We start from the raw sequence: 21968 nt of genomic DNA on the forward strand, positions 1-21968 counted from the left end.
GGGGAAAATGGCGGCGGCGAATCGTCAGCAGCGTGGCATCAGCGGCGAATCGTCGGCAGCGAATCGTCAGCATCGCAACGTCAGCGTCGCAACATCAGCGTCGCAAGGTCAATAATGCGGCGGCAGTTCGTCGCGCAGACTGCGAAAAGGCGCTGCGCCTTCCGGAGCTTGTTGGCGCAGGTCCGCCACTTCGCGCTGTAGCCGGTCGATTTGCTGTTGCTGCCGCACGATGATCTGGTTCAGCTGTTCCAGCAGGTCGTCCGAGAAGCTGGACTTGACCTCCAGTTCGAGCAGGCGGCGTTCGATGTCTTGCATGGGTTCCATGGCGGCTATTAAACCCTTTCCCGCCCGGGATTTCCAATCGGGCGGTCCAGACTTTTTGAGCATGGGAGACGGATTTGGTACAGCGGGCGGATCGGCGCGGGGCAGGACGGCTGCGGAAGATGCATCAAGGGCTGCGATGGCTCGCGCGCGGGTCGCTGGCGGCAGGGATGGTGAACGGCGCCTGGGCGCAAGAGGCCGAGCCCACCCTGTCCCCGGTGGTCGTTACCGGCACGCGCCTGAGCACGTCGGTGCTGGATACGCCCGCCTCGGTGGACGTGGTCGATGGCGTGGCGATGCGCCGCGGGCAGCCTCAGATCAATCTGTCGGAAGGGTTAGCGGGCGTGCCGGGGTTGCAGATTCAGAACCGGCAGAACTACGCGCAGGACTTGCAGATTTCCAGCCGAGGATTCGGCGCGCGCTCGACCTTCGGCGTGCGCGGGGTGCGGCTGTACGTGGACGGCATCCCCGCGACGATGCCGGACGGCCAAGGGCAGACTTCCAATATCGACATCGGCTCCATCGACCGCGTTGAAGTGCTGCGCGGCCCGTTTTCCGCGCTGTATGGCAATTCCTCGGGCGGCGTGATTCAGGTCTATACGGAAGACGGCGCCGCGCCGCCCTCGCTTGGCGCCAGCGCGTGGGCGGGCAGCTACGGCACCTGGCGTTACGGCGCGAAAGCCAGCGGCGTCACCGGGACGGGCGCAGGCGAACTCGACTACGTGGTGGACCTGACACGCTATACAACAGACGGTTATCGCGACCATAGCGCCGCCCGTAAGAACCTGGCCAACGCCAAACTGGGCCTGCAACTGGACGACGCCAGCCGCCTGACCATCGTCGCCAACAGCGTGGACCTGACGGCGCAAGACCCCTTGGGCCTGACGTATCAGCAGTTTCAAGAGGACCCGCGGGCCGCGCCCCTGGCCCAGCAATACGACACCCGTAAAACGGTGCGGCAGACGCAGGGCGGCGTGGTCTACGAACGGCAGGTGGATGGCCGCAACACCTTGCGCGTGATGGCGTATTACGGCCAGCGCGACACCACGCAGTACCAATCGATTCCTCCGGCCGCGCAACTCGCGCCCACGCAGGCGGGCGGCGTCATTGACCTGGCGCGCCAATACGGCGGCGCGGACGTGCGCTGGACGTCGGAACTGGACGTGGCCGGCCGGCCGCTGACGCTGATTGGCGGCTTCTCCTACGATTCCCTGCGCGAAGACCGCAAGGGCTATCAGAACTTCACCGGCTCGGGCGGCAATCAACAACTGGGCGTGCAAGGCGCGTTGCGGCGCGACGAAACCAACACCGTCTACAGCGCCGACCCTTACGTGCAGGCGTCATGGAAGGTGTCGCCGCGCTGGACCTTGGATGCCGGGCTGCGTTACAGCACCGTGCGCTTCGATTCGAACGATCATTACATCGTGCCCGGCAACGGCGATGACAGCGGCGACGCCCGCTATCGCAAAGCCTTGCCCGTGGCCGCCGTGCGCTATGCGGTCAATGCCGACGTGAACGTTTATGCCTCGTACGGCCGGGGCTTTGAAACCCCGACACTTAACGAGATCTCGTACCGGCCAGGCGGCCAGCCCGGCTTGAACTTTGGCTTGTCGCCCGCGCTCAGCACCAATCTGGAAGCCGGCCTCAAAGCGAGGTTGGCGGGCGGGCTGGCGACGGCAGCGGTGTTCCACACCCGTACCGACGACGAGATCGTGTCGGCGGGCAGCTCGGGCGGGCGCACCAGTTACCAGAACGCAGGGCGCACCCGGCGCGACGGTGTGGAGCTTGGGTGGACGGGCGAATTCGCGCCGCATTGGCGCACGCAGTTCGCCTATACGTGGCTGAACGCGCGCTACGCCGACGATAGCGGGGCAGACATCCGCGCCGGCAACAAAATCCCCGGTATTGCTCGCCAGGCCGTGTTCGCGTCTTTGGCCTGGGCGCCGCCCGAAGGCTGGCAGGCGTCGGTGGAAGGGCGCGCGCTGAGCAAGATCTATGTGAACGACGCCAATGACCAGGACGCGCCGGGCTACTTTGTGGCGGCGGTGAGCGCGGGTTACGTGAAGCGGCTGGGGCCGTGGGAGCTCAACGCCTACGCGCGTGTGGATAACCTGTTCGACAAGCGCTATGCAGGCTCAGTGATCGTCAATGAAAGCAATGGGCGCTATTACGAACCGGCCGCCGGGCGCAGCGTGGGGATGGGCGTGGGCGCGACCTACCGGTTCTAGCTGCGTGGCAGGTCAGTCGGGGGCGTCTGTGTAGCAGACGCCGTAGTCTTCGCAGTTGGGGCAGCCGGGTGCCGCAGTGGGCGGCAAGCCCGCATGCTCGCAGGCGGAGTAGGCCAGGAATTGCTTCCAGCGCAGATTGCGCACATTGCGCACGACCAGCCCGGGGTAGTGCCGCGCCAGCAGAAACGTGACGTCTTCGCGGCCAGACAAACCCAGGTCACGCCACAGGTGGTCGGGACGCAGGCAGGCGTGAACCAGCACGCCCGTGACCCACGGCGTGGTTTCCGGTCCTGGCGCGCGATAGGCATCCAGCAGCACCCGCAACAGCAAGGTAAAGCCAGGCTGCGGATCGCCCCGGCCATACGTGACATAGCTCGCATACTGGTCGGCCAGCGCGGCCAGACGGTCTTCGCCCGAGGCGAGCGCGCCGGGGAACAGGTGGCCAAGCAGCTCGGTCAGCTCTTGCGGGCACAGGCCGCTGCGCGATAAATCCTGATGCGCCAGGCTGGTGCCGATGACGGTGGCGAAGAATCCCGCGTCGGGGTGGCCGGGCGGTGCATGGTGCAGCAGGGCGCGGGCAAACCGTTGAGCCGGCGTGACAAGGTCAGCCTGGGCGGGGGATGGGGTCAGCACGGCGTCCATGGGGGTAGCGGCAGTCGCGAAGTGATTAAGCTGTTAATGAAGTCGTTATGTTGCGGAATATATATCGGAATATAGGTTCCGCCCGCGATATTGTGGACAAAATTGACTCAGGACATACCCGGGGATGTCAGGCGCCAGGAGTATCATCGGCGTCCCCGATTCCCTGGTTTTCCCGCCCCGCATGCAGCGCTTTCATCCCGTAGTCTCCCGTTTGTTCGGCGCCGTCCTGGTTGCGCTGGCCGGCATGGCGGCTACGCCGCAGCCCGCTGTGGCGTCCGATATCGGCGCCGTCATCGAGTCCGTGCGGCTGTCGCGCTACCCGCTGCGCGAGCCGGAACGCCGTGCCTGGGGTACCGAGAACGTCAAGGACGCCACCGTGGCCGGGCAGATGGAAAATCGCTTGTATCTGTACCGGTATACGCGCGGCGCGGGCAAGGAATTCAGCCTGGATTTCCGTTCGCAGCCGCTGGTAATCGACCCGGCCAAGTGGAGCGCATCGCGAGAAGAACGCGTGGTTGTCCGCACACCGCGCAACGCCGAAACGGTTTACTGGGTGGGCTATTCGTATAACGATTCCGACGACACGCAGGCCGATGGCTTCCTGGTGGATGCCCAAGGCGTGGCCGCCTCGGTCCATGCCGATGCGGCGTTGGCCGTTGTGACGGCCGATCGGCCCTGGAACGAGGCCACGAAGGCGCAAGCGCTGGCCACCCTGCGCCCGGCCCTGACTGATTACCCCGTCCGCATGAAGGCGTTTCCTGCGGAAGTCCGTTTCGAATATCGGGCGCCGGTCGACGTGACCGCCACCTTCCGCACGCTGCATCACGTTGCGCGCGCCATCCCACGCGCGAAGACGGCCGAGTTCAATCGCGCGCTGGCCGACTTGCGCCGCTTCGTCATGGAGCAGGACTACCGCGAGATCGATCCCACCGGCAAGGATGCCGACCTGCTCACCGCCTTGAACGACTATGGCTTCTGGCTGGCGGAATCAGGCGACACGGCGCAAGCCGACCGCATCTTGACCGAGGTGCTGCGCCGTGACCCGTCGCGCACGGCAGCGTATTTGAACCGCGCCGATGCGCGCTGGAAGTACGGCGAAAAGACGCGTGACAAGCGTGACTATTTTCAGGCCCTGGCTCGCGAGGACTACCGCCTGTATTGCTCGCGCCGCCTGACGGCCAAGGAACCCATTCCCGCCAACATCGCCACCCGCATCGGTGTTGCCCTGAACGAAGCGGCGCTCAACGCCGACGTCTGCCGGCCCCGGCTTGCGATCTTCAAAGCGATTCAGGCCGACGACCTGAACGCCGTGCGCGCCGAGCTCTCAAGCGGGCAAGACCCGAACGGCGTGAACGAGAACGGCACGTCGGCGCTGGCCGCGGCGGTATCGCGCAAGCAGCTGGAGACGGTGCAGGTGTTGTTGGCGGCAGGCGCGCGCGCCGACGGCGCGAACAACGGCTATGTGCTGCTGGCCAGCGCGCTGCCCGATGGCCGCGACACGCGCCCCGCCGCAGAACGCTTTGCGCTGGCCGACGCCCTGATCGCAGCGGGCGCGCCGATGGACGTGCTGGATTCCGGCGGCACGCCCATGCTGATACGGCGCATTTCGTACTACAGCGAAGACAAAGACGCGCTGACCTATCTGCTGGCCAAGGGCGCCAACCCGAACGTGCGCGAAAAGAATGGGCGGTCGGCGCTGCATGCGGCCATGCAAAGTCCCAAGACCCTGTGGTTTGCCGACGCGCTGCTGGCCAAGGGCGCCGACATCAATGCCGCCTACATTCGCATGTACTACGGCAACCAGGGCATGTGGGAAACGCCGTTGCTGGAAGCGTTGCGAGACGCCATCAACGGCGAGTTCACGCCGACGGTGGTGTACCCGATACCGGAACGCCTGACCTATGCGCTGGCCCACGGCGCAGACCCGTCGGTGGGCGGCTACAGCGCCAGCAAGACGCCGGCGCGCAACGGGCTGAACGAAGCGCTGACGCTGGCTGCGAGCATGATGCAGCCGGCGCTGATTGATCAGTTGGTGCAAGCGGCCCGGCCGCCGCATGACCCCTTGACGCCCGAATCGCTATCCCGCCTGCTGGGGGTGTGGAACCAGTTGGAGATCCGCGCCGAGGTCAAACAGAACAGCGCCGAGTGGGATGGCCAGCGCGCCAAGCTGCGCGCCACGGCCGATCGTCTGTTGGCGGCCGGTGTGCCGCTGATCCGCGCGAATGATGCCACGGGCATGGCCAACAACATGATCGCGCCGCTTAGCCTGCCGTGGCTGCCTGACGACCTTTACCAGCAGTGGCTGGAGCAGGGCGCTGACGCTTCCGACCGCACAGACCCCAGCATCCGTATTCATGGGGTGGCGGACGCCGATGCCTTGCCGCTGGTGACGATGCTGCGATTGGGCAAGGAAGCCAAGGCGAAGCTGCTGCTGGAGCATGACGCAGGGTTGTATCGGACGCCGTGGCGTTGCGGCATGGCGGTGGCCGACATGCTGGCCTGGCAGTTGAGCGACAGCGGCCCCATCAGCCCGATGGGCGCGCGGGCGGTAAGGCAGGTCATGGACGGGGCGCAGGGCGCGGCCAGTTGCGATTTGAACCAGACCTCGCGCGTGCAGCCGTTTGTGGGGGCAACGGCCCGCGAACTGGCCGACCGCGCCAAGGTGACGCTCAATGTGAAAGCGCCGGCGCAGTAGACGCGCCAGCGCCGGAGGGGGGCTACGGCCCGGATCAGTCCGGAATCAATTCCAGATCAATTCCAGATCAATCCCGGATCAATCCCGGATCAATCCCGGATCAATCCCGGATCAATCCCGGATCAATCCCCAAAAAAAAGCAGGCACCCGAAGGTGCCTGCTTTTTTTTTGCATCGACGCGGGCGTACCGCGTCAACCGCAACCCGTCATTACATGGCGTGGCCCATGTTGACGTTCATGTTGTACAGCACCCATGCCGAACCGCCGACGATGATGGCGATGATCAGCACGGTGAAGACGAACGCGGCGAGGTTGTCGCGTGCCGACTTCGACGCGCCCATGTGCAGGAAGTACACCAGTTGCACCAGCAACTGGAGCACGCACAGGGCAACGACGCCGACGATGGTGATGGTGTGCGACAGCGCACCGTGCATCACCAGGCCGAACGAGCCGAAGGTGAGCAACAGCGAGAGCACGAAACCGATGATGTAGGACTTCAGGCTGCCGTGGTCGGCGGCGTGATCGTCGTGGCCGTGTGCGGCCGCAGCGGAGTGCGACATCAGATGGCTCCCATGAGATAGACGAAGGTGAAGACGCAGATCCAGACGATGTCCAGGAAGTGCCAGAACAGGCTCAGGCACGCCAGACGACGCTTGTTGATCGAGTCCAGGCCATGGCGGCGGATCATGTCCAGCAGAACGATGATCCAGATCAGGCCGAAGGTGACGTGCAGGCCGTGCGTGCCGATCAGCGTGAAGAACGCCGACAGGTACGCGCTGCGGCCCGGGCCCGCGCCTTCAACGATCAGGTGATGGAATTCATAGATTTCCATCGCGATGAAGCCTGCGCCGAACAGGAACGTCACCATCAACCAGCCCATTGCGCGGGACTTGTTGTTGGCGTGCACGTTCAGGTTGGCCATGCCGAAGGTGAAGCTGGAGAACAACAGCAACAGCGTTTCGACCAGCACGAACTTCAGATCGAACAGTTCCTTGCCCGTGGGGCCGCCCGCGGTGGCGTTGGACAACACCGCGAACGTGGCGAACAGCACCGAAAAGATCAGCAAGTCGCTCATCAGATAGACCCAGAAACCGAAAACGGTTTTGGACCCATCGTCGTGATGCGCGTGATCGTCGTGACCCGCGTGGGGGTGAGTGGCTACGGCTTGAATCATGGCTCAGGCGGCCTTCTGCATTTTGTCAAAGTGAGCGTTTTCGATGCGTTCGACTTCCGCGGCCGGGACCCAGTAATCGACGTCGCGGTCGTAGGCGCGGGCGATGAACGCGCCGATCATGCCGACGAAACCGGCGGCGGCGAGCCACCAGATGTGCCAGATCAGCGCGAAGCACATCACCAGACCGAACAAACCGATGTAGACGCCAGCGCCGGTATTGCGCGGCATGTGGATGTCTTCATACTTGGCCGGGCGCTTGTAGGCCTTGCCGCTTTGCTTGTCTTCCCAGAACTGGTCCAGCTCATCAACGTGAGGAACGTGGGCGAAGTTGTAGAAAGGAGCCGGCGACGAAATCGACCATTCCAGGGTACGGCCATCCCAGGGGTCGCCCGTGACGTCCTGGTTTTGCTTGCGCTGGCGAACCGACACAAACACTTGCTGCAGCAGGAACCAGATGCCCAGCATGATCAGCGCGGCGCCAGCCAGCGCAACCAGCAGGTACGGCTGCCATTCGGGGTTGTCGTAGTGGTTCAGACGACGCGTCATGCCCTTGAAGCCCAGGATGTAGAGCGGCATGAAGGCCATGAAGAAACCAACGAACCAGCAGTAGAACGAGTAGCGGCCCAGGCGCTCATTCAGCGTGAAGCCGAACGCCTTGGGGAACCAGTACGTCATACCGGCGATACAACCGAACACCACGCCACCGATGATGGTGTTGTGGAAGTGGGCGATCAAGAACAAGCTGTTGTGCAGCACGAAGGACACGCCGGGGATGGCCAGCATCACGCCGGTCATGCCGCCGATGACGAAGACGATCATGAAGCCCAGCGTCCACAGCACCGGCGTCGTGATGCGCAGGCGGCCGCGGTAGATGGTGAACAGCCAGTTGAAAATCTTCGCGCCCGTCGGGATCGAGATAATCATCGTTGCAATGCCGAAGAAGGCATTGACGTTGGCCCCCGCACCCATCGTGAAGAAGTGGTGCAGCCAGACCAGGAACGACAGCACGCCAATGGCGGCCGTGGCGTAAACCATGGACTTGTAGCCGAACAGCGTCTTGCGGGCAAAGGTGGCGACCACTTCCGAATACACGCCAAACGCCGGCAGCACCAGGATGTAGACCTCGGGGTGGCCCCAGATCCAGATCAGGTTCACGTACATCATGACGTTGCCGCCCATGTCGTTCGTGAAGAAGTGCGTGCCCAGGTAGCGGTCCATGGTCAACAGCGCAAGCGTGGCGGCCAGGACGGGGAAGGCGGCGACGATCAGCACGTTGGTGACCAGCGAGGTCCACGTGAAAATCGGCATCTTCATCAGGCTCATGCCCGGTGCGCGCATGCGCAGGATGGTCACGATGAAGTTGATACCGCTAAGTGTTGTGCCCAACCCTGATATCTGGAGCGCCCAGATGTAGTAGTCCACCCCGACGCTTGGGCTGTAGTCCAGCCCAGACAACGGCGGATAGGCGAGCCAGCCGGTCGCGGCGAATTCGCCCACGAACAGCGAGATCATCATCAGCGCGACGCCGGCGCCGAACAGCCAGAAGCTCAGCGAGTTCAGGAACGGGTAGGCCACGTCGCGGGCGCCGATTTGCAGCGGCACCACGATGTTCATCAGCCCGGTAATGAAGGGCATCGCCATGAAGAAAATCATGATGACGCCGTGGGCGGTGAAGATCTGGTCGTAGTGATGGGGCGGCAAGAACCCGGCGGAGTCGGCGGATGCCACCGCCAACTGGGTACGCATCATGATGGCGTCGGCAAAGCCGCGCAGCAGCATAATCAGCGCGACGATGATGTACATCACGCCGATGCGCTTGTGGTCGACGGAGGTCAGCCATTCCGTCCACAGGTACTTCCACTTGCCGAAGTAAGTGATGGCGCCGAAGACCGCTAGGCCTCCCAGGCACACGGCGGCCAGCGTAACCATGACGATAGGTTCATGGTACGGAATGGCCTCGAGGGTAAGTTTCCCGAGCATTGTTAGTTAATTCCTGCGATCAGATTGTTCGACGTGGACGTGCACGTGGCGGAGTCCACACCGGCCATCTTGGACATGGTGCTGCCCAAGACGAAATCAAACATGGCGGGAGGCGCCGAGGAGTACTTGACGACCGGGTTGCGCTCGCTGCGCTTGGTCAGTTCCGCATACACCTCGGGGGTCAGCGCCGTGGGCGAAGCCTTGGCTTCCTTGACCCAGTTGTCGAACCCTTCTTGCGACGTCGCGATGGCCTTGAAGCGCATGCCGGAGAAACCGGCGCCGCTGTAGTTGGCCGAGATGCCGGCATAGGTGCCTGCTTCGCGCGCATTCAGGTGCAACTTCGTTTCCATGCCGGCCATCGAGTAGATCTGGCTACCCAGCTGGGGGATGAAGAACGAATTCATGACCGAAGCCGACGTGATCCGGAAGTTGACCGGAACGTCCACGGGGAACGCGATCTCGTTGACCGTGGCGATGTCGTACTCGGGGTAGATGAACAGCCACTTCCAATCCAGCGACACCACCTCGATGGTGACGGGCTTGTGTTCGGAAACGAGCGGCTTGTAGGGGTCCAGCGCGTGCGTGGAGCGCCAGGTGATCACGGCGAGAATCGCCACGATGATACAAGGAACGGTCCAAACTACGACTTCAATCGCCGTGGAGTGGGCCCACTTGGGCTGGTAGTCAGCTTTGGTATTGGATGCGCGATATTTCCACGCAAACGCCACGATCATGAACAGTACTGGAATCACAACGATGAGCATCAGCCCCGTCGCCGTGAACAGCAAAGTCTTTTCCTGGGCGCCAATGTCTCCCTTGGGAGAGAGAATTTCCATGTTGCAGCCGCCAAGCAGCATGACCGCGCCGACGCCAAAAATGCGCGTTAGGGTCGCAAGGAGGGGGTGTTTCACGTACAGCCTTGGATGGATGGTTGGAAATGCTGCGTAGCAGCAGACTGGAATGCTGCTAGGCAGCAACGTCCATCCTATCGGCTTGATATCCGTCAAGCATGCGACACATGGTCGCATTGCCTGGGAGGAATCTGCCCCCAACGGGGTAGATACAGGGTTTTCCTAGGGGAGCAGATGCCCCGGGAGGGGTGCAGGGGGTGCGACGATATGTCGCACCTGCACATGGGGTGTTGTAAAGATGTGTCGCACCCGCACAAATCAGTCGACAAACACTTCGCGTTCCGGCCCCGGTTTTTTTGCCAGCTTGCGCTGTAACGAACGCCGGTGCATGCCCAGAAGACGCGCCGCCGCGGAAACATTACCGCCGGTTTCGTGCAGCGCCTGATGAATGTGCTCCCATTCTAGGCGGTGCAACGGTGTCATGGTCGTTTCGATGGTAACGGATTCTGGCTTCACCAAACCCAGCGTGCGCAGGATCATCGGCGCGGTGGCGGGCTTGGGCAGGTAGTCGTCCGCGCCGCGCTTGATGGCTTCCACGGCGGTGGCCACGCTGGCGTAACCGGTGACCAGCAGGATGCGCATGTCGGCACGCAGCGCGCGCAAGGGGCGGATGAGCGTCAGGCCGGAGTCTTCGCCCAGCCGCAAATCCACCAGCGCGAAGGCCGGGCGGATTTCCTCGGCCACGCGCAGCGCTTCGGCGATGCCCGTGGCGGTTCGGGTTTCCAGACCGCGACGCGACAGGCTGCGCTGCAAGGTGCGCACATACAGTTCGTCGTCGTCGATCAAGAGGCCAAGGTCGGTAGGGTTCATCACGATCAAATTCCGGGGTTGCCCAGGGGCAGGTAAAAGCGGATGCGGGTGCCTCCCCCAGCAGCGGCGGTCATGGTCATTTCGCCGCCCAGTTGTTCCACGGTGGCGTGCGACAGCGCCAGGCCCACGCCCAGCCCTCCCGGCTTGCCACTGTTGAACAGGCTGGTTGCGGGCAGCAGGGTCTGGTCGGGGTCGAAACCCCGGCCGTAATCCCGTACTTCGCCGCGCAGGGCGCCATAGCCATATTCCAGATGCAGGTCCACGCGGGGGGCCTCGGCGGCTTCGCCCGCGTCGGCCGCATTGTTCAGCAAGGCCTGCAACAAGTGGGCGATGGCCGGGTCCACGCGCAAGCTGGCAGGCAGCGTGCCCGAGCGTTGCAGGTCGATCGTCGGCCGGATCAGCCGCCATTGACCCACCACGCGAACCAGATCCACGGCTGTTGGGACCGCCAGATTGCGGATGCGTTCCCGGCACAGCGCCAGCAGCTGGCTCAGGGTGGCCACATCTTCGCGCAGGTCTTCGTCCTTGACCTCGGCGGCGATTTCGTCGGCCAGCAGGGTCATGGTCGCAAGCGGGGTGTTCAGTTCGTGCGCCATCGCGGCGGCGTGGGTCGCCAGGGCGACGATGCCTTCGTTACGCGTGAAGCGTTCGCGCAGGCGGGCCAGTTCGCGTTCGCGGGCGCGCAGGTCGGCGGCCAGGCGGGTGGAAAACACCAGCACCACCACCACCGAAATCAGGAAGTTCGCGCCCAGGCCCCAGAGCAGCAGGGAATGCGTGTCCACGTCTCCGCGCAGGGGCTGGCCGAAGATGGCCGCCGCCGCATAGCCCGAAATGCCGGCCACCGCCGCCGCGAACGCCCAGTTGCGCGGCAAGGCCAGCGCCGCCAGCGCGGTCAGGATCAGGAACATCATGCCGAACGGGTTGCTGATGCCGCCGCTCCAACCGATCATCCAGGACAGCGCCGCCATGTCCACCAGCAAATGCCCAAAGGCCGTGATGTGGGACAAGTCGCGGGGGTGGCGCAGCCGCAGGCTCGCGTAGGCGTTGAAACCGATCAGCACACCCACGCCGATCCACAGGGGCTCAAGCGGCAGGTCCAGACCCAGCACGCTGCTTGCCAGCAAGATGGTGGCGGCTTGGCCCGCGATGGCGAGCCAGCGCAGGCTGCATAAGGTACGCAGGAATGAAAAAGCGGAACTACCGGGCATATCCAGACACGTAGGTGCCGGCGGCCCGCCGGCGGGTCAAGCGCCCGGCGGCGCGGAACGCAGGCGTCCGGCGCGCGGCCAGAGGGGCCGGCTGCCGCCGGGCCCAGGCAGGGCGCCGACGGTGGACGTGCAGGCATTGTATGGTGATTCAGCGTAGAACGCTGGCATCGGGGCGGATAGGTATGTCCCCAATATTCGCCGATGGCGGAGAGCCATCAATGGATGTCAGACATGCCGCTGTGGGCCATGGCCGGGGGCGGGTAGTCTTCCTGGTCGGACGCCATCTGGCCTTGCATTTGCGCCTGCTGCAATTCCTGTTCGACCTGGGCGCGGCTTTCGCTGGCGGTCGACGCAATGGGAGGCGGGTAGTCTTCCTGGCCGAAGGTGTATTGGCCATTGGCTTTCGCCTGCGCCAATTCAGAAGCCACCTGGGCCGAGCTCTTGGAGACGGGGGCGGCGTAGGTGACGCGCCAGTCGCCATACAGATCGCGCTTGTACTGCGTGGACGGGGCGGGGGACGGGGCTGCGGATTGCGCCTGGGCGGCGCCCGCGACGGCCAAGCCGGCGCATAGCAACACGGTGGTGGTGAAGGTCTTCATGAAACGCTCCTGGCAAACATAGCCTGCGGCCAATCTGGCCGCGCCGTCGTCCGCAAGTTGCCAGCGGACGATTTCCTGAATGCGGAACTGCCTGACCGGGCGTGAAAACGGCGCCCGTCCGGTCTTTTCAATTCGACCGGGCGTGCGCCGTCGTGTTGCAGGAAAACCGGCTTCAGCCGCCGAAAGGTATTTCAGGCTTGAAGCACAGATGTCATTGCGCTGTCAGTGGCCGTGCTGCGCCGGGGCGGCGCCCGCCTTGGCGTTCAGCGCGCGGGCTTCAGCTTGGACCGGCACCCGGTGTTGCTGCTGCTTGGCGTCTTCGACGATCAGCGTCAGCGGAACGTGATCGCCCGGGGTGATCTGCTTGGCCAGGTCGATCAGCATCACGTGGTAGCCGCCCGGCTTCAACTCCACCGCCTGGCCAGCGGGCAGGTCGATGGCCGGCACCTGCCGCATCTTCATGACGTCGTCCTGCATCGCCATTTCGTGCACTTCCACATGCTTGGCGGCGTCGGATTCCACGCCCACCAGGCGGCCGGCCGTGGGCGAGGTCAGACGCATGAAGACGCCGGTTGCGTGCTGATTCGGGACGGTGGCGCGCACCCAGACGTCTTCCACCTTCAAGGCGGCGTCTTGCGCCAGCGCGGCGGGCGCGAAGCCGGACAGGGCGCACAGGGTGAGGGCGGCGGCGAAAGATTTGATCGAAAGGGGTTTCATAACAGTCTCCTATCTATATATAGAGGTCGTGTGGCGGGGAACCGCTGGCGTTACAGCACGGTGCGCAGGTCTGCTACGCATTCTTCGGTGCTCTGCTGGTGGCGCAGCGCCAGGCGCAACTTGCCCTGGGCGTCGATGATGTAGGTGAGCGCGGTGTGGTCCATGGTGTAGGACGAGCCGGTGGCGACCTTCTGGTAGAACACCTTGAACGATTGCGCGGCGGCGCGCGTTTGTTCGGCGGTGCCGCGCAGGCCCACGAACCCGGGGTCGAACGCCTGCGTGTAGGCGTGCAGGATCTCGGCGGTGTCGCGCTCGGGGTCGACGGTAATGAACAGCACGCGCAGCTTGTCGGCGTCGGCGCCCAACTGCGCTTTGATCTCCAGCGCGCGCGTCAGCGCGGTCGGGCAGATGTCGGGGCATTGGGTGAAGCCGAAAAACAGCATGATGGGGTGGCCGCGATAGTCCGCCAAGGTACGCGGCTGGCCGCTGGTGTCTTGCAGCTGGAAGTCGCCGGTGGGCATGCCAGACAGGTCCATGCCATGCAGCTTGGGGGCCTCGGGGCCGCAGCCGGTCAGGGCTAGCAGCGCAAGAGAGGACAGCAGCAGGCGGCGGCGCGGATCGGGCGCATCCGAGGACGCGTGGGCAGACGTCGCACCGGCAGGCGCGAACAGGGTGGGGTAACGCATGAAAACCTCTTGGGTTGACGTGTCGGCAAGGCGCGCGGCAGGGGCCGCGCCATCAGGCGGAGTCAGACCAGCGAGGGTGGGGCGCGAGACCCCAGGGGCGGCCCTTGGGCGGCCAGGGCGGGCAACGCCTGGTAAGCAGGCGGGGGCGGGGCGGCCCGGCTGACGGGCAGCAGGATGGGGGGGATGCCCGCAAGCGGCGCGGGGGAAACATGCGCAAGCAGGCCGAACGGGCATTGCGCGCCGGTTTCGGCGGCGTCATGCGCAGACTTGCCGTCGGGCTTGTTGCCCAGCGCCAGGCTCAGCGTGGACAGGTCGCCCGCGGCCGAGCAGAACGTGACTTCGAGCCGGCCGTCATGCAGCGCGCGGGCGTCGGGCATATAGCCCGTTGGCACCAGGGCGCGCAAGGTCAAGGCCAGCAGCGCCAGCCACAGCACGCCGTGAGCGCGCACGGCGCTCCGAAGACGGAGGAGGCGGGTCAAGTCAGGCATGGCTCGCATTCTAGTCCATGCCTGCGGGCCAATATCCCGCGTTCAAGCGCCGCACCAGGGCAATGTAACGGCGTTGCGCCTGGTCGGCGGGCAGGCCCGACAAGAGCCGCCATGCGGCGTGTCGCACCTGCTCGCGGGCGTCCGCGGTCTCGGCGGGGGCGGCAGGGGCGTCACCGAGCCGCGCTTGCTGTTCGTAGGCGGTCAGCCGGATCGATACGGCGGCTGACGGCAGGGCCGGCAGCGAACGCAGCTCGATGACGGCCGCTTCAAAGGCGTCGGGCAAGGCGCTGGCGTCAAGCGCCAGCGTGGCCTCGTCCATGGCGTCGCCCTCGGGCTCCAGCCCGCTCGCCGTCGCCAGCCGGCGCCAGAGCGCATCTTCGCGCTGGGGGTCGTCGGCTTTGGAAACGACCTTCGTGATGGTGTGGTTGCGTAAGCGCAGCGTGTGGGTGGACGCGCCGTTGTACAGCCCCGCGCCGTCCTGCACCTGAAAGCGCAGGGGCAGCGCAATCGAGCGGCCCGCCAGCGCAGGCTGGCCAACCTCGTTGACCGCGAAGGTGTTGCGCGAATAATCCATCAAGCGCGAGAACAGATTGATCAGCGCGCCGCGCCCTTCGTACACGCCGCTGATGGGGTTGTCGCCTTCTTCGGTCCAGACCACGTCCTCGGCAAACAGCGGGAATAGCGTTTCGAATTCGCCGGCCAGCAGCGAACCGCGGTACGCCTCAAGAATGCGTTCGATGTCGGCGGCGCCCATGGGGGCCGCGCGCCCGGCCGTGCGGGGCGATTGTGCGGCCGCAGGGTCGCGGTCCATGAATTGCAGCACGGTCGCGGCCACCAGATCGCGGTCATTGTCCACGCAGATCATGTGATAGCTGTTGTTCAGCAGCACAAGCTGGCTGCCCGCGATGGCCTCGTGCAGCAGCTGCGCGGAACGCACCGACGTGAGCTCGTCTTCGTGGGCATGCATGATCAGCGTGGGGCAGCTAATGCCGTCCAGCCCGCGGCGCACGGCCGCGCGCAGCCGGTCGACTTCGCGCACGCAGGCCAGGGGCACCCAGCGGTAGTGGAAGTTTTCGCCCCGTTCGAACTTGGCCTTGACGATGGACCTGACCAATTCGTTCTTGATGCCGTAGGGTTCTTCCTCTTCGACACGCATGCGCGCGGCCAGGCCAGGGATGCGGTAGACCAGCCGGCGCAGGCCCCGATACCAGGGCGTGCTCCAGCCATCAATGAAGACCGGAGCGGCCAGCGACACCAGCGTGCCCTGCTTATGGCCGACCCGCTTGCACAGTTCCACCGCCAGCAGCGCGCCCAGGCACATGCCCATGACGTGCAGCGTCTCGTAGCGGGCGGCCACCTCGTGATATTTGGCCGTCACGGCATCCAGCCAGTCTTCCATGCGCACGGACAGCAGATCTTCCGGCGCGCCGCCGTGGCCGGGCAGCGTCAGGCTGTGCGTCTCGATGCCGGCGCGCTTGAGGATCTTGTGCATGGACCCCAGGTCGTACTCGGTCCCGCCCAGCCCGTGTATGAGCAGGGCGCCCGTGCCGGCGCGAACGGGTGAGTCAGTTGACATCGGCCGGCTCAACCTCGATGTCGCCCAGCCGCCACATGCCGGCCACGACGGCGACGCTGCCATCGAAGTCGGCCAGGGGCGAGCCTCGGTCACTGATCAGCCGCCAGCCGCCCGCCGTGTGGGCGATGCGAAACAGCAAGGGGGTGCGGTCTTGGGCGCCCGCGCGGCGGGCCGCCCAGTGCAAGGACAGGCGCGAACGGTCGTCCGGGTGCGCGTGGGCGATCAGGGCATCCAGGCTCGCGATGGCGGAAGGCGGCAGGCCGAAAGCGTCTTGCACATCGCCCGCCAGTTCCAGCTTGCCGTCATAGGGGTTGTAGCGGTACATCAGCTGGTGGCTGCCCGCCAGCGCCAGATCAAAGCGGCCCCGCCATTGCTCGGCGTCTTCCAGCGCTTGCGCCCGCCCGCCGCGCAAGGTGTTGACCAGCAACAGCAGCAGCGCCGTGACCACCAGATAGACCTGCGTGGCCAATAGCACTTGCCAGGGATCATTGGCTTGCAGGAAGGGGCCTTCGCCCTGTGCGCTTTGGTACAGCGCCATCAGCATCAGCGTCACCATGGCCAACGTGCCGCCCGGTGTCCCCCAGACCAGCGCAATCAGCACGGCGAACACCAGAGGCAGATAGGTCAGTTCGAACGAGACCACGTAAGGCAGGTGCTGGATCATGTCGCCGTCGAACGTCATGAAGGTCGAGGCGATCATCAACACATAAGCCACCAGGCCGATGACCAGTTCGCGCGGGCGCGCGCCACCGGAGCGGCGCGGCCGGAATTGCGACCAGCCAGTCAGCGCCGGCGCCAGGATCAGCACGCCTGCCAGATAGGCGGTGACCCAGGTGCGCAAACGGACTGCCGCATGCGCTTCCTGCGTCAGCCACAGCCAGCCGCCGCCCAGCAACGCGCTGGCCGCCGCGCCCGCCACCGCGCCGGCCAACAGCGCGGCGACGAATCCCAGCCCTTCGGCTCTTGGTGACAAACGTTGCACGGTCCAGGCGGCCAGCAGCGACGAGACGGCGCCCGTCACCGCAAACACGATTGCCGTGGCGGGCTGCCCGCGCCAGATCAGCGTCAGGATGAGCTGCGCGGCGAAAAAGCCCAGCATCAGCAGCAGCCAATTGCGGCGCGGCGTCAGCAGATAGGCCGCGACCGCCACGCCGGGCGGCAGCCAGACGAACAGGGCGTGGCTGACCGGGTCGTTCAAGAGGTGCGAAAACACGCCGCACAGCAGGTACGGAATCGTCCAAAGCAGGCAGAGCGGATTTCTTCTAACCGTGTCGGTCTTAACCATAATTGTCCTTGCAAGCGCATGATTTCGTGGCGCCATGGGGGCGTCTTGATCTGCGGGGTTATACACGCCTCTGGCGCGGGTGCGAAATGGGTGTGAAGCATTCGCGCACTCCGGCGCACGAAAATCTTGGTACCCTTGAACGCACTTCCCTTCAACCGCCCACTCAGTGCCCCAGGTTTCAGTGCTTTCCTTGTCCGCCCCGACCCTGTCTCAGTCCGCCCGCGCAACCGCCTCTGGCCCGATCCGGCTCCGGCCGCCTGGCCGCTTCTGGATGCTGGCCTGCATTGTGGCCTTGCTGGCGTTGTTGTCCGCTTGCGGCACCACCAAAGTCCAGCCCGGCTATTACCGGGTGCAGTCGGGCGACACGCTGACGCAGATTGCGCGCAAGCAAGGCACCAGCGTCAGCAACTTGGTGCGGTGGAACAAGCTGTCGAATTCGAATTCGATCGAGGTCGGACAAGTCTTGCGCGTGGACCCGCCGGACGGTCAAGCCAGGACGTCCACGCCCAGCAAGGCGGCATCAAAGCCCGCTGCAACGCCGCGCGCATCGTCCTCGTCTTCCGGCAAGCGGCGCACCGCGCCGCCGGGCGCAATTTCCCTGGTCTGGCCGGCACAAGGCAAGGTCACGCGCGGCTACGACGGCGGCGGCTCCAACGGCATCGTCATCTCGAATTCCGCAGGCACCCCCGTGGTGGCCGCGGCAGGCGGCACCGTGGCGTATTCGGGCAGCGGGCTGCGCGGCTACGGCCACCTGGTCATCGTCAAACACAACGCCAGCTTCCTCAGCATCTACGCGCACAACAGCAAGCTGCTGGTCAAGGAAGGCCAGAGCGTGAAGCAGGGCCAGAAGATTGCCGAAATGGGCAACAGCGACAGCAAGCAGGTGGGTCTGTATTTTGAGCTGCGCTATGACGGCCAGGCCGTCGATCCAGCGGGGAATTTACCGCCGAAATGATCAAAGGTGTCTGAAGAGGCCGATTAAAAAATCGCGAGTTGTGTTGGGGCGGGGTATGCGCCGAAAGCCGGCTACGGCCCCAGCGCCGCGTCCTGCGTCAGCGTTGAAATGAACGTCGCCGTGCGGGGATCAGCCGGGCGCGAAAAAATCGAGCGGGATTCGCCCGCTTCCACCACCACGCCATCCAGCAGGAACACCACTTCGCGTGACACGCTGGCGGCCAGGCGCAGGTCGTGCGTGGCCATCAGCATCGTCATGCCTTCAGTGGCCAACTGGCGCAGCACATCGACCACTTCCGCCGCCAGGCCCGGGTCTAGCGCCGACGTCGGCTCATCGCACAGCAGCACGCGCGGCGCGGGTGCGAGCGCCCGCGCAATCGCCACGCGCTGTTGTTGGCCGCCTGACAGATTGGCGGGCCAGGCTTCGGCTTTTTCGGCCATGCCGACTTTCTTCAGCAGTTCTTCGGCGCGTGCGCGGGCCCGGTCCAGCGGCCACTTCTGCACGGTCAGCAAGCCTTCCATCACGTTGCCGATGACCGTCTGGTGCGGAAACAGCTGGAAGTTCTGGAACACCATGCCGGTTTGCTTGCGCACGCGCTGCACCTGATCGCGAGTCAGCTTTTTGCCCGGTTCGAATTCCACCGTTTCCGGCCCGATGGCAAGCGTGCCGCGGTCCGGCACTTCCAGCAGATTCACGCAGCGCAGCAAGGTGCTTTTGCCGCTGCCCGAAGGGCCGATCAGCGCGGTGACGCTGCCTTCGGCGATGCTCACATCCACCTGCTTCAGCACGGGATTGCCGCCGAAAGATTTCTCGATTTTTTGCAGGCGGATCATCGGCTTTTCTCGGAAAACACGGCGTGCTGGCCAAAGCGCCTTTCCAGGCGGACCTGCGCGGCCGACAACACGGAGCTGAACACCAGATAGATCAGCGCGGCCTCGGTATAGAGGATCAGCGGTTCATACGTGACCGCCGCAATGCGCTGCGCCGCCTGGAAGATTTCGGGCACGGTCAGCACGGCCGCCAGCGACGTGTCCTTGACCAAGGCAATGAACGAGTTCGACAGCGGCGGCACCGCCACGCGGGCGGCTTGCGGCAGGATCGTGCGGCGCAGCGCCTGGCCGCGCGTCATGCTCAGCGAGTACGCGGCTTCCCACTGGCCCTTGGTGATGGACTCGATGGCGCCCCGGATCACTTCCGAGTTGTACGCGCCCACGTTCAGCGTGAAGCCGATCAGCGCGGCGGGCAGCGGGTCCAGCACAATGCCCACGTTGGGCAGGCCGTAGAAGATCACGAACAGCTGCACCAGCAACGGCGTGCCACGGATCAGCCACACATAGAAGCGCACCACGGCCACCAGCGGCGCGGGGCCGAACAAGCGGATCAGCGCCACCACGAACGCCAGCGCCAGCCCCAGCGCAAACGACATCAGCGTTAGCGGTACCGTGAACACCAAGCCGGCATGCAGCAATGGCCAGAACGAGTCGGCCATCAACTGCACCCAGGCCGGCACCGTCCACGACCCGATTTGCGCTAGCAGCCAATCGGGCATGACGGCTTGCAGCCAGGAAGGGAGCGTCATGAGCGTGTCCGCCGCTTATTGCGCCGCCGACAGGTCCGTGCCGAAGTATTTGACCGAAATCGTCTTGTAGGTGCCGTCGGCTTTGATATCGGCCAGCGCCTTGTTGATGGCGGCTTGCAGCTCGGGGTTGCCCTTGCGGATCAGCACGCCGGAATTGCTGAATTCAGCGGTCTTGTCGGTAGCGGCGATTTTGACTTTGGCGTTGGGCTTTTGCTTCTTGAAGTCCAGGAACGACAGGTTGTCGTTCACCGTGGCTTCGACGCGGCCGGACGTCAGCAGGTCGATGGCTTCGTTAAAGCCCTGCACCGCAACCACTTCCGCGCCATGGCTTTGCGCCAGCTTGCCGAAGTTGCTGGTCAGCGTGTTGGCCGACTTCTTGCCCTTCAGGTCGGCAAACGACTTGATGCTGGTGTTGTCGTCGCGCACGATCAGCACGGCGGCCGATGAGATGTACGGATCAGAAAAGTCGTATTTTGCTTTGCGCGCGTCGGTGATGCCCACTTGGTTGATCACGGCGTCATAGCGCTTGGCGTCCAGGCCGGCAATGAGTCCGTCCCATTTGCCTTCGACGAATTGGGCTTTCACGCCCAGTCGTTCGGCGATGGCGCGCCCAATGTCCACGTCAAAACCGGTAAGCTGGCCCGATGCGTCGTGGAAGGTGAAGGGCGCGTACGTGCCCTCGGTGCCAATCTTGAAAGTGCCGGCGGACTTGATTTGGTCCAGGCCCGATTGGGCATGCGCGGCGGAGAGGGCAGCGGCCTGGATAAGGCCGGCGATGAACAACGAGCGGAAGAGTTTCATGGCAAGGCTCCACGGATGATCGGTGTCATTCTGGAGAGCATGGGGATGTGCAATGCCCTCAGACGTAGCCGCACTCTATCAACGCGCCTATTTTTCCACAAAGCATAAGGAATAGTAAAAATATAACTGCCAGTCATAACTTGCCCTCGCCTGGCGGCCAGCCGGCGGGGTTCATTCAATCGGTAACGGGACGGAGATCGGTGTGGAACAGCAATGGAACAGGCGGGCTTTCATGATGACGGCGGCAGGGGCGGCGGCGTTTGCGGGCGTGATGCCGGCGCAAGGCGCCAGCGGCTTGCGGCTGACCCCGGGCGGCGGCAGCATCACGCAGGTGTCCGGCTTGCGTGTGGGCCATTACACCGATACCCGCCGCCCCACCGGCTGCACGGTCATCATTGCGGAAGCGGGCGCAACCGGCGGCGTCGATGTGCGCGGGGCCGCGCCCGGCACGCGTGAAACCGATCTGCTGAACCCCGTGAACATGGTGGAAAAAGTGCACGCCATTGTGCTGTCGGGCGGCAGCGCGTTCGGGCTGGATGCCGCAAGCGGCGTCATGCGCTATCTGGAAGAAAAAAAGATTGGCTTTGACGTGGGCGTGGCGCACGTGCCGATCGTGCCGTCGGCCATTCTGTTTGATCTGGGCGTGGGCGACGCGTCCATTCGCCCGGATGCGGCGGCGGGCTATCAGGCATGCAAATCCGCCACCACCGATGCGCCCAAGGAAGGGAATGTCGGCGCGGGGGCGGGCGCCACCGTCGGCAAACTTTATGGACCGCAGCGCGCCATGAAGGGCGGCATCGGCAGCGCATCGCTGACGGTGGCGGGCGTGACGGTGGGCGCCATCGTTGCCGTCAACGCCGTGGGCGACGTGCTGGACCCCACCACCGGGCGCATTCTGGCGGGCGCGCGCACGGCCGATGGCAAGCATCTGCTGGACACCCGCGCCGCCATTCTGGCTGGAGACCTGCCCAAATCAATGCGCGCCGGCACCAACACCACCATCGGCGTCGTGGCCACCGACGCGCAATTGACGAAGGCGCAGGCGCAGAAAATTGCGGGCATGGCGCATGATGGCCTGGCCCGCACGATCAACCCGATACACACCATGATGGACGGCGACACGATCTTCGCGCTTGGCACCGGCACGTCTGGCAAGCCGGGCAACGTGATGCTGCTGGGCGTGATGGCGGCCGAAGCCATGGCCATTGCTGTGCAGCGCGCCATTCTGGCGGCGCGTGCGGTGGAAGGTTTTCCCGCGGCGGTGGATTTCATCGCCTGACCTCCGCACGCCGTCGCGGCCTGGCCTTGGACAG

Annotated in this window: 21 protein-coding genes; 4 read left to right on the top strand and 17 right to left on the bottom strand. The window is 64.7% G+C overall.

From position 1 onward, the window contains the following. Positions 1 to 108 precede the first annotated feature (108 nt). Positions 109 to 324, bottom strand: a complete 216-nt coding sequence (locus ACFZAI_RS05370; protein ID WP_054422657.1) for a SlyX family protein — start codon at positions 322 to 324, stop codon at positions 109 to 111. 167 nt (positions 325 to 491) lie between these two features. On the opposite strand from ACFZAI_RS05370, the gene ACFZAI_RS05375 reads away from it, so the two are divergent. Next, positions 492 to 2549: a TonB-dependent receptor domain-containing protein gene (locus tag ACFZAI_RS05375; RefSeq protein WP_391566273.1), complete on the top strand. Its 2058-nt coding sequence runs from the start codon at positions 492 to 494 to the stop codon at positions 2547 to 2549. A gap of 12 nt (positions 2550 to 2561) precedes the next feature. On the opposite strand, the gene ACFZAI_RS05380 is transcribed toward ACFZAI_RS05375, so the two are convergent. Further along, on the bottom strand, positions 2562 to 3191 hold the full coding sequence (locus ACFZAI_RS05380) for a nitrogen fixation protein NifQ (RefSeq protein WP_391565939.1): 630 nt from the start codon (positions 3189 to 3191) through the stop codon (positions 2562 to 2564). A gap of 181 nt (positions 3192 to 3372) precedes the next feature. Here ACFZAI_RS05380 and ACFZAI_RS05385 point away from each other — a divergent pair, with 181 nt between their 5' ends. Next, positions 3373 to 5886, top strand: coding sequence for an ankyrin repeat domain-containing protein (locus ACFZAI_RS05385; RefSeq protein WP_391565940.1), 2514 nt, complete (start codon positions 3373 to 3375; stop codon positions 5884 to 5886). A 209-nt stretch (positions 5887 to 6095) separates the two neighbouring features. Here the strand turns inward: ACFZAI_RS05385 and cyoD are convergent, their stop codons facing one another. The 12 genes from cyoD to ACFZAI_RS05445 all read right to left on the bottom strand — a co-directional run bounded on the left by cyoD (position 6096) and on the right by ACFZAI_RS05445 (position 17320). Beyond that, the gene (cyoD, locus tag ACFZAI_RS05390) at positions 6096 to 6446 is read right to left on the bottom strand and encodes a cytochrome o ubiquinol oxidase subunit IV (protein ID WP_054422653.1); all 351 of its coding nucleotides are present in this window, start codon (positions 6444 to 6446) and stop codon (positions 6096 to 6098) included. Further along, complete coding sequence (gene cyoC / locus ACFZAI_RS05395; protein WP_391565941.1) at positions 6446 to 7060, bottom strand: cytochrome o ubiquinol oxidase subunit III; 615 nt, start codon at positions 7058 to 7060, stop codon at positions 6446 to 6448. Before cyoC ends, cyoD begins: the two co-directional genes overlap by 1 nt. Before the next feature lie 3 nt (positions 7061 to 7063). After that, on the bottom strand, positions 7064 to 9040 hold the full coding sequence (cyoB, locus tag ACFZAI_RS05400; RefSeq protein WP_054422652.1) for a cytochrome o ubiquinol oxidase subunit I: 1977 nt from the start codon (positions 9038 to 9040) through the stop codon (positions 7064 to 7066). 2 nt (positions 9041 to 9042) lie between these two features. After that, complete coding sequence (gene cyoA / locus ACFZAI_RS05405) at positions 9043 to 9951, bottom strand: ubiquinol oxidase subunit II (protein WP_259249735.1); 909 nt, start codon at positions 9949 to 9951, stop codon at positions 9043 to 9045. A 258-nt stretch (positions 9952 to 10209) separates the two neighbouring features. Further along, the gene (locus tag ACFZAI_RS05410) at positions 10210 to 10761 is read right to left on the bottom strand and encodes a response regulator transcription factor (protein ID WP_391566274.1); all 552 of its coding nucleotides are present in this window, start codon (positions 10759 to 10761) and stop codon (positions 10210 to 10212) included. A gap of 5 nt (positions 10762 to 10766) precedes the next feature. After that, positions 10767 to 11969, bottom strand: a complete 1203-nt coding sequence (locus ACFZAI_RS05415; RefSeq protein ID WP_391565942.1) for an ATP-binding protein — start codon at positions 11967 to 11969, stop codon at positions 10767 to 10769. A 215-nt stretch (positions 11970 to 12184) separates the two neighbouring features. Next, entirely contained in the window at positions 12185 to 12568 is a 384-nt protein-coding gene (locus tag ACFZAI_RS05420; protein ID WP_391565943.1) for a DUF4148 domain-containing protein, read from the bottom strand. Positions 12569 to 12790: 222 nt separating this feature from the next. Then, on the bottom strand, positions 12791 to 13285 hold the full coding sequence (locus ACFZAI_RS05425) for a copper chaperone PCu(A)C (RefSeq protein ID WP_391565944.1): 495 nt from the start codon (positions 13283 to 13285) through the stop codon (positions 12791 to 12793). Between the two features lie 50 nt (positions 13286 to 13335). Next, the gene (locus ACFZAI_RS05430) at positions 13336 to 13971 is read right to left on the bottom strand and encodes an SCO family protein (protein WP_391565945.1); all 636 of its coding nucleotides are present in this window, start codon (positions 13969 to 13971) and stop codon (positions 13336 to 13338) included. Between the two features lie 62 nt (positions 13972 to 14033). Next, positions 14034 to 14420, bottom strand: a complete 387-nt coding sequence (locus tag ACFZAI_RS05435) for a DUF2946 family protein (RefSeq protein WP_391565946.1) — start codon at positions 14418 to 14420, stop codon at positions 14034 to 14036. Between the two features lie 49 nt (positions 14421 to 14469). Beyond that, complete coding sequence (locus ACFZAI_RS05440; protein ID WP_391565947.1) at positions 14470 to 16035, bottom strand: acyl-CoA-binding protein; 1566 nt, start codon at positions 16033 to 16035, stop codon at positions 14470 to 14472. After that, on the bottom strand, positions 16025 to 17320 hold the full coding sequence (locus ACFZAI_RS05445; protein ID WP_391565948.1) for an MASE1 domain-containing protein: 1296 nt from the start codon (positions 17318 to 17320) through the stop codon (positions 16025 to 16027). The genes ACFZAI_RS05440 and ACFZAI_RS05445 overlap by 11 nt, the downstream gene beginning before the upstream one ends. A gap of 271 nt (positions 17321 to 17591) precedes the next feature. Here ACFZAI_RS05445 and ACFZAI_RS05450 point away from each other — a divergent pair, with 271 nt between their 5' ends. Further along, on the top strand, positions 17592 to 18275 hold the full coding sequence (locus ACFZAI_RS05450; protein ID WP_391566275.1) for a peptidoglycan DD-metalloendopeptidase family protein: 684 nt from the start codon (positions 17592 to 17594) through the stop codon (positions 18273 to 18275). Between the two features lie 71 nt (positions 18276 to 18346). Here the strand turns inward: ACFZAI_RS05450 and ACFZAI_RS05455 are convergent, their stop codons facing one another. The 3 genes from ACFZAI_RS05455 to ACFZAI_RS05465 form a co-directional block, all read right to left on the bottom strand. Continuing rightward, the gene (locus tag ACFZAI_RS05455; protein ID WP_391565950.1) at positions 18347 to 19108 is read right to left on the bottom strand and encodes an amino acid ABC transporter ATP-binding protein; all 762 of its coding nucleotides are present in this window, start codon (positions 19106 to 19108) and stop codon (positions 18347 to 18349) included. Then, the gene (locus ACFZAI_RS05460; protein WP_391566276.1) at positions 19105 to 19785 is read right to left on the bottom strand and encodes an ABC transporter permease subunit; all 681 of its coding nucleotides are present in this window, start codon (positions 19783 to 19785) and stop codon (positions 19105 to 19107) included. Before ACFZAI_RS05460 ends, ACFZAI_RS05455 begins: the two co-directional genes overlap by 4 nt. A gap of 84 nt (positions 19786 to 19869) precedes the next feature. After that, the gene (locus tag ACFZAI_RS05465; RefSeq protein ID WP_391565951.1) at positions 19870 to 20655 is read right to left on the bottom strand and encodes an amino acid ABC transporter substrate-binding protein; all 786 of its coding nucleotides are present in this window, start codon (positions 20653 to 20655) and stop codon (positions 19870 to 19872) included. 232 nt (positions 20656 to 20887) lie between these two features. Between ACFZAI_RS05465 and ACFZAI_RS05470 the strand changes: the two genes are divergently transcribed. Continuing rightward, a complete protein-coding gene (locus tag ACFZAI_RS05470; protein ID WP_391565952.1) occupies positions 20888 to 21934 on the top strand; it encodes a P1 family peptidase in 1047 nt (348 codons plus the stop codon). Positions 21935 to 21968 lie beyond the last annotated feature (34 nt).

This window comes from Achromobacter sp. NPDC008082, from assembly GCF_042957345.1.
Taxonomy (GTDB): domain Bacteria; phylum Pseudomonadota; class Gammaproteobacteria; order Burkholderiales; family Burkholderiaceae_B; genus Achromobacter; species Achromobacter kerstersii_A.

What these genes read in the sequence shown, in the direction of transcription:
- ACFZAI_RS05370 (WP_054422657.1), bottom strand. Translation starts at nt 324, where the DNA reads ATGGAACCCATGCAAGACATCGAACGCCGCCTGCTCGAACTGGAGGTC.
- ACFZAI_RS05375 (WP_391566273.1), top strand. Translation starts at nt 492, where the DNA reads ATGGTGAACGGCGCCTGGGCGCAAGAGGCCGAGCCCACCCTGTCCCCG.
- ACFZAI_RS05380 (WP_391565939.1), bottom strand. Translation starts at nt 3,191, where the DNA reads ATGGACGCCGTGCTGACCCCATCCCCCGCCCAGGCTGACCTTGTCACG.
- ACFZAI_RS05385 (WP_391565940.1), top strand. Translation starts at nt 3,373, where the DNA reads ATGCAGCGCTTTCATCCCGTAGTCTCCCGTTTGTTCGGCGCCGTCCTG.
- cyoD (WP_054422653.1), bottom strand. Translation starts at nt 6,446, where the DNA reads ATGTCGCACTCCGCTGCGGCCGCACACGGCCACGACGATCACGCCGCC.
- cyoC (WP_391565941.1), bottom strand. Translation starts at nt 7,060, where the DNA reads ATGATTCAAGCCGTAGCCACTCACCCCCACGCGGGTCACGACGATCAC.
- cyoB (WP_054422652.1), bottom strand. Translation starts at nt 9,040, where the DNA reads ATGCTCGGGAAACTTACCCTCGAGGCCATTCCGTACCATGAACCTATC.
- ACFZAI_RS05410 (WP_391566274.1), bottom strand. Translation starts at nt 10,761, where the DNA reads ATGAACCCTACCGACCTTGGCCTCTTGATCGACGACGACGAACTGTAT.
- ACFZAI_RS05415 (WP_391565942.1), bottom strand. Translation starts at nt 11,969, where the DNA reads ATGCCCGGTAGTTCCGCTTTTTCATTCCTGCGTACCTTATGCAGCCTG.
- ACFZAI_RS05420 (WP_391565943.1), bottom strand. Translation starts at nt 12,568, where the DNA reads ATGAAGACCTTCACCACCACCGTGTTGCTATGCGCCGGCTTGGCCGTC.
- ACFZAI_RS05425 (WP_391565944.1), bottom strand. Translation starts at nt 13,285, where the DNA reads ATGAAACCCCTTTCGATCAAATCTTTCGCCGCCGCCCTCACCCTGTGC.
- ACFZAI_RS05430 (WP_391565945.1), bottom strand. Translation starts at nt 13,971, where the DNA reads ATGCGTTACCCCACCCTGTTCGCGCCTGCCGGTGCGACGTCTGCCCAC.
- ACFZAI_RS05440 (WP_391565947.1), bottom strand. Translation starts at nt 16,035, where the DNA reads ATGTCAACTGACTCACCCGTTCGCGCCGGCACGGGCGCCCTGCTCATA.
- ACFZAI_RS05445 (WP_391565948.1), bottom strand. Translation starts at nt 17,320, where the DNA reads ATGGTTAAGACCGACACGGTTAGAAGAAATCCGCTCTGCCTGCTTTGG.
- ACFZAI_RS05450 (WP_391566275.1), top strand. Translation starts at nt 17,592, where the DNA reads ATGCTGGCCTGCATTGTGGCCTTGCTGGCGTTGTTGTCCGCTTGCGGC.
- ACFZAI_RS05455 (WP_391565950.1), bottom strand. Translation starts at nt 19,108, where the DNA reads ATGATCCGCCTGCAAAAAATCGAGAAATCTTTCGGCGGCAATCCCGTG.
- ACFZAI_RS05465 (WP_391565951.1), bottom strand. Translation starts at nt 20,655, where the DNA reads ATGAAACTCTTCCGCTCGTTGTTCATCGCCGGCCTTATCCAGGCCGCT.
- ACFZAI_RS05470 (WP_391565952.1), top strand. Translation starts at nt 20,888, where the DNA reads ATGATGACGGCGGCAGGGGCGGCGGCGTTTGCGGGCGTGATGCCGGCG.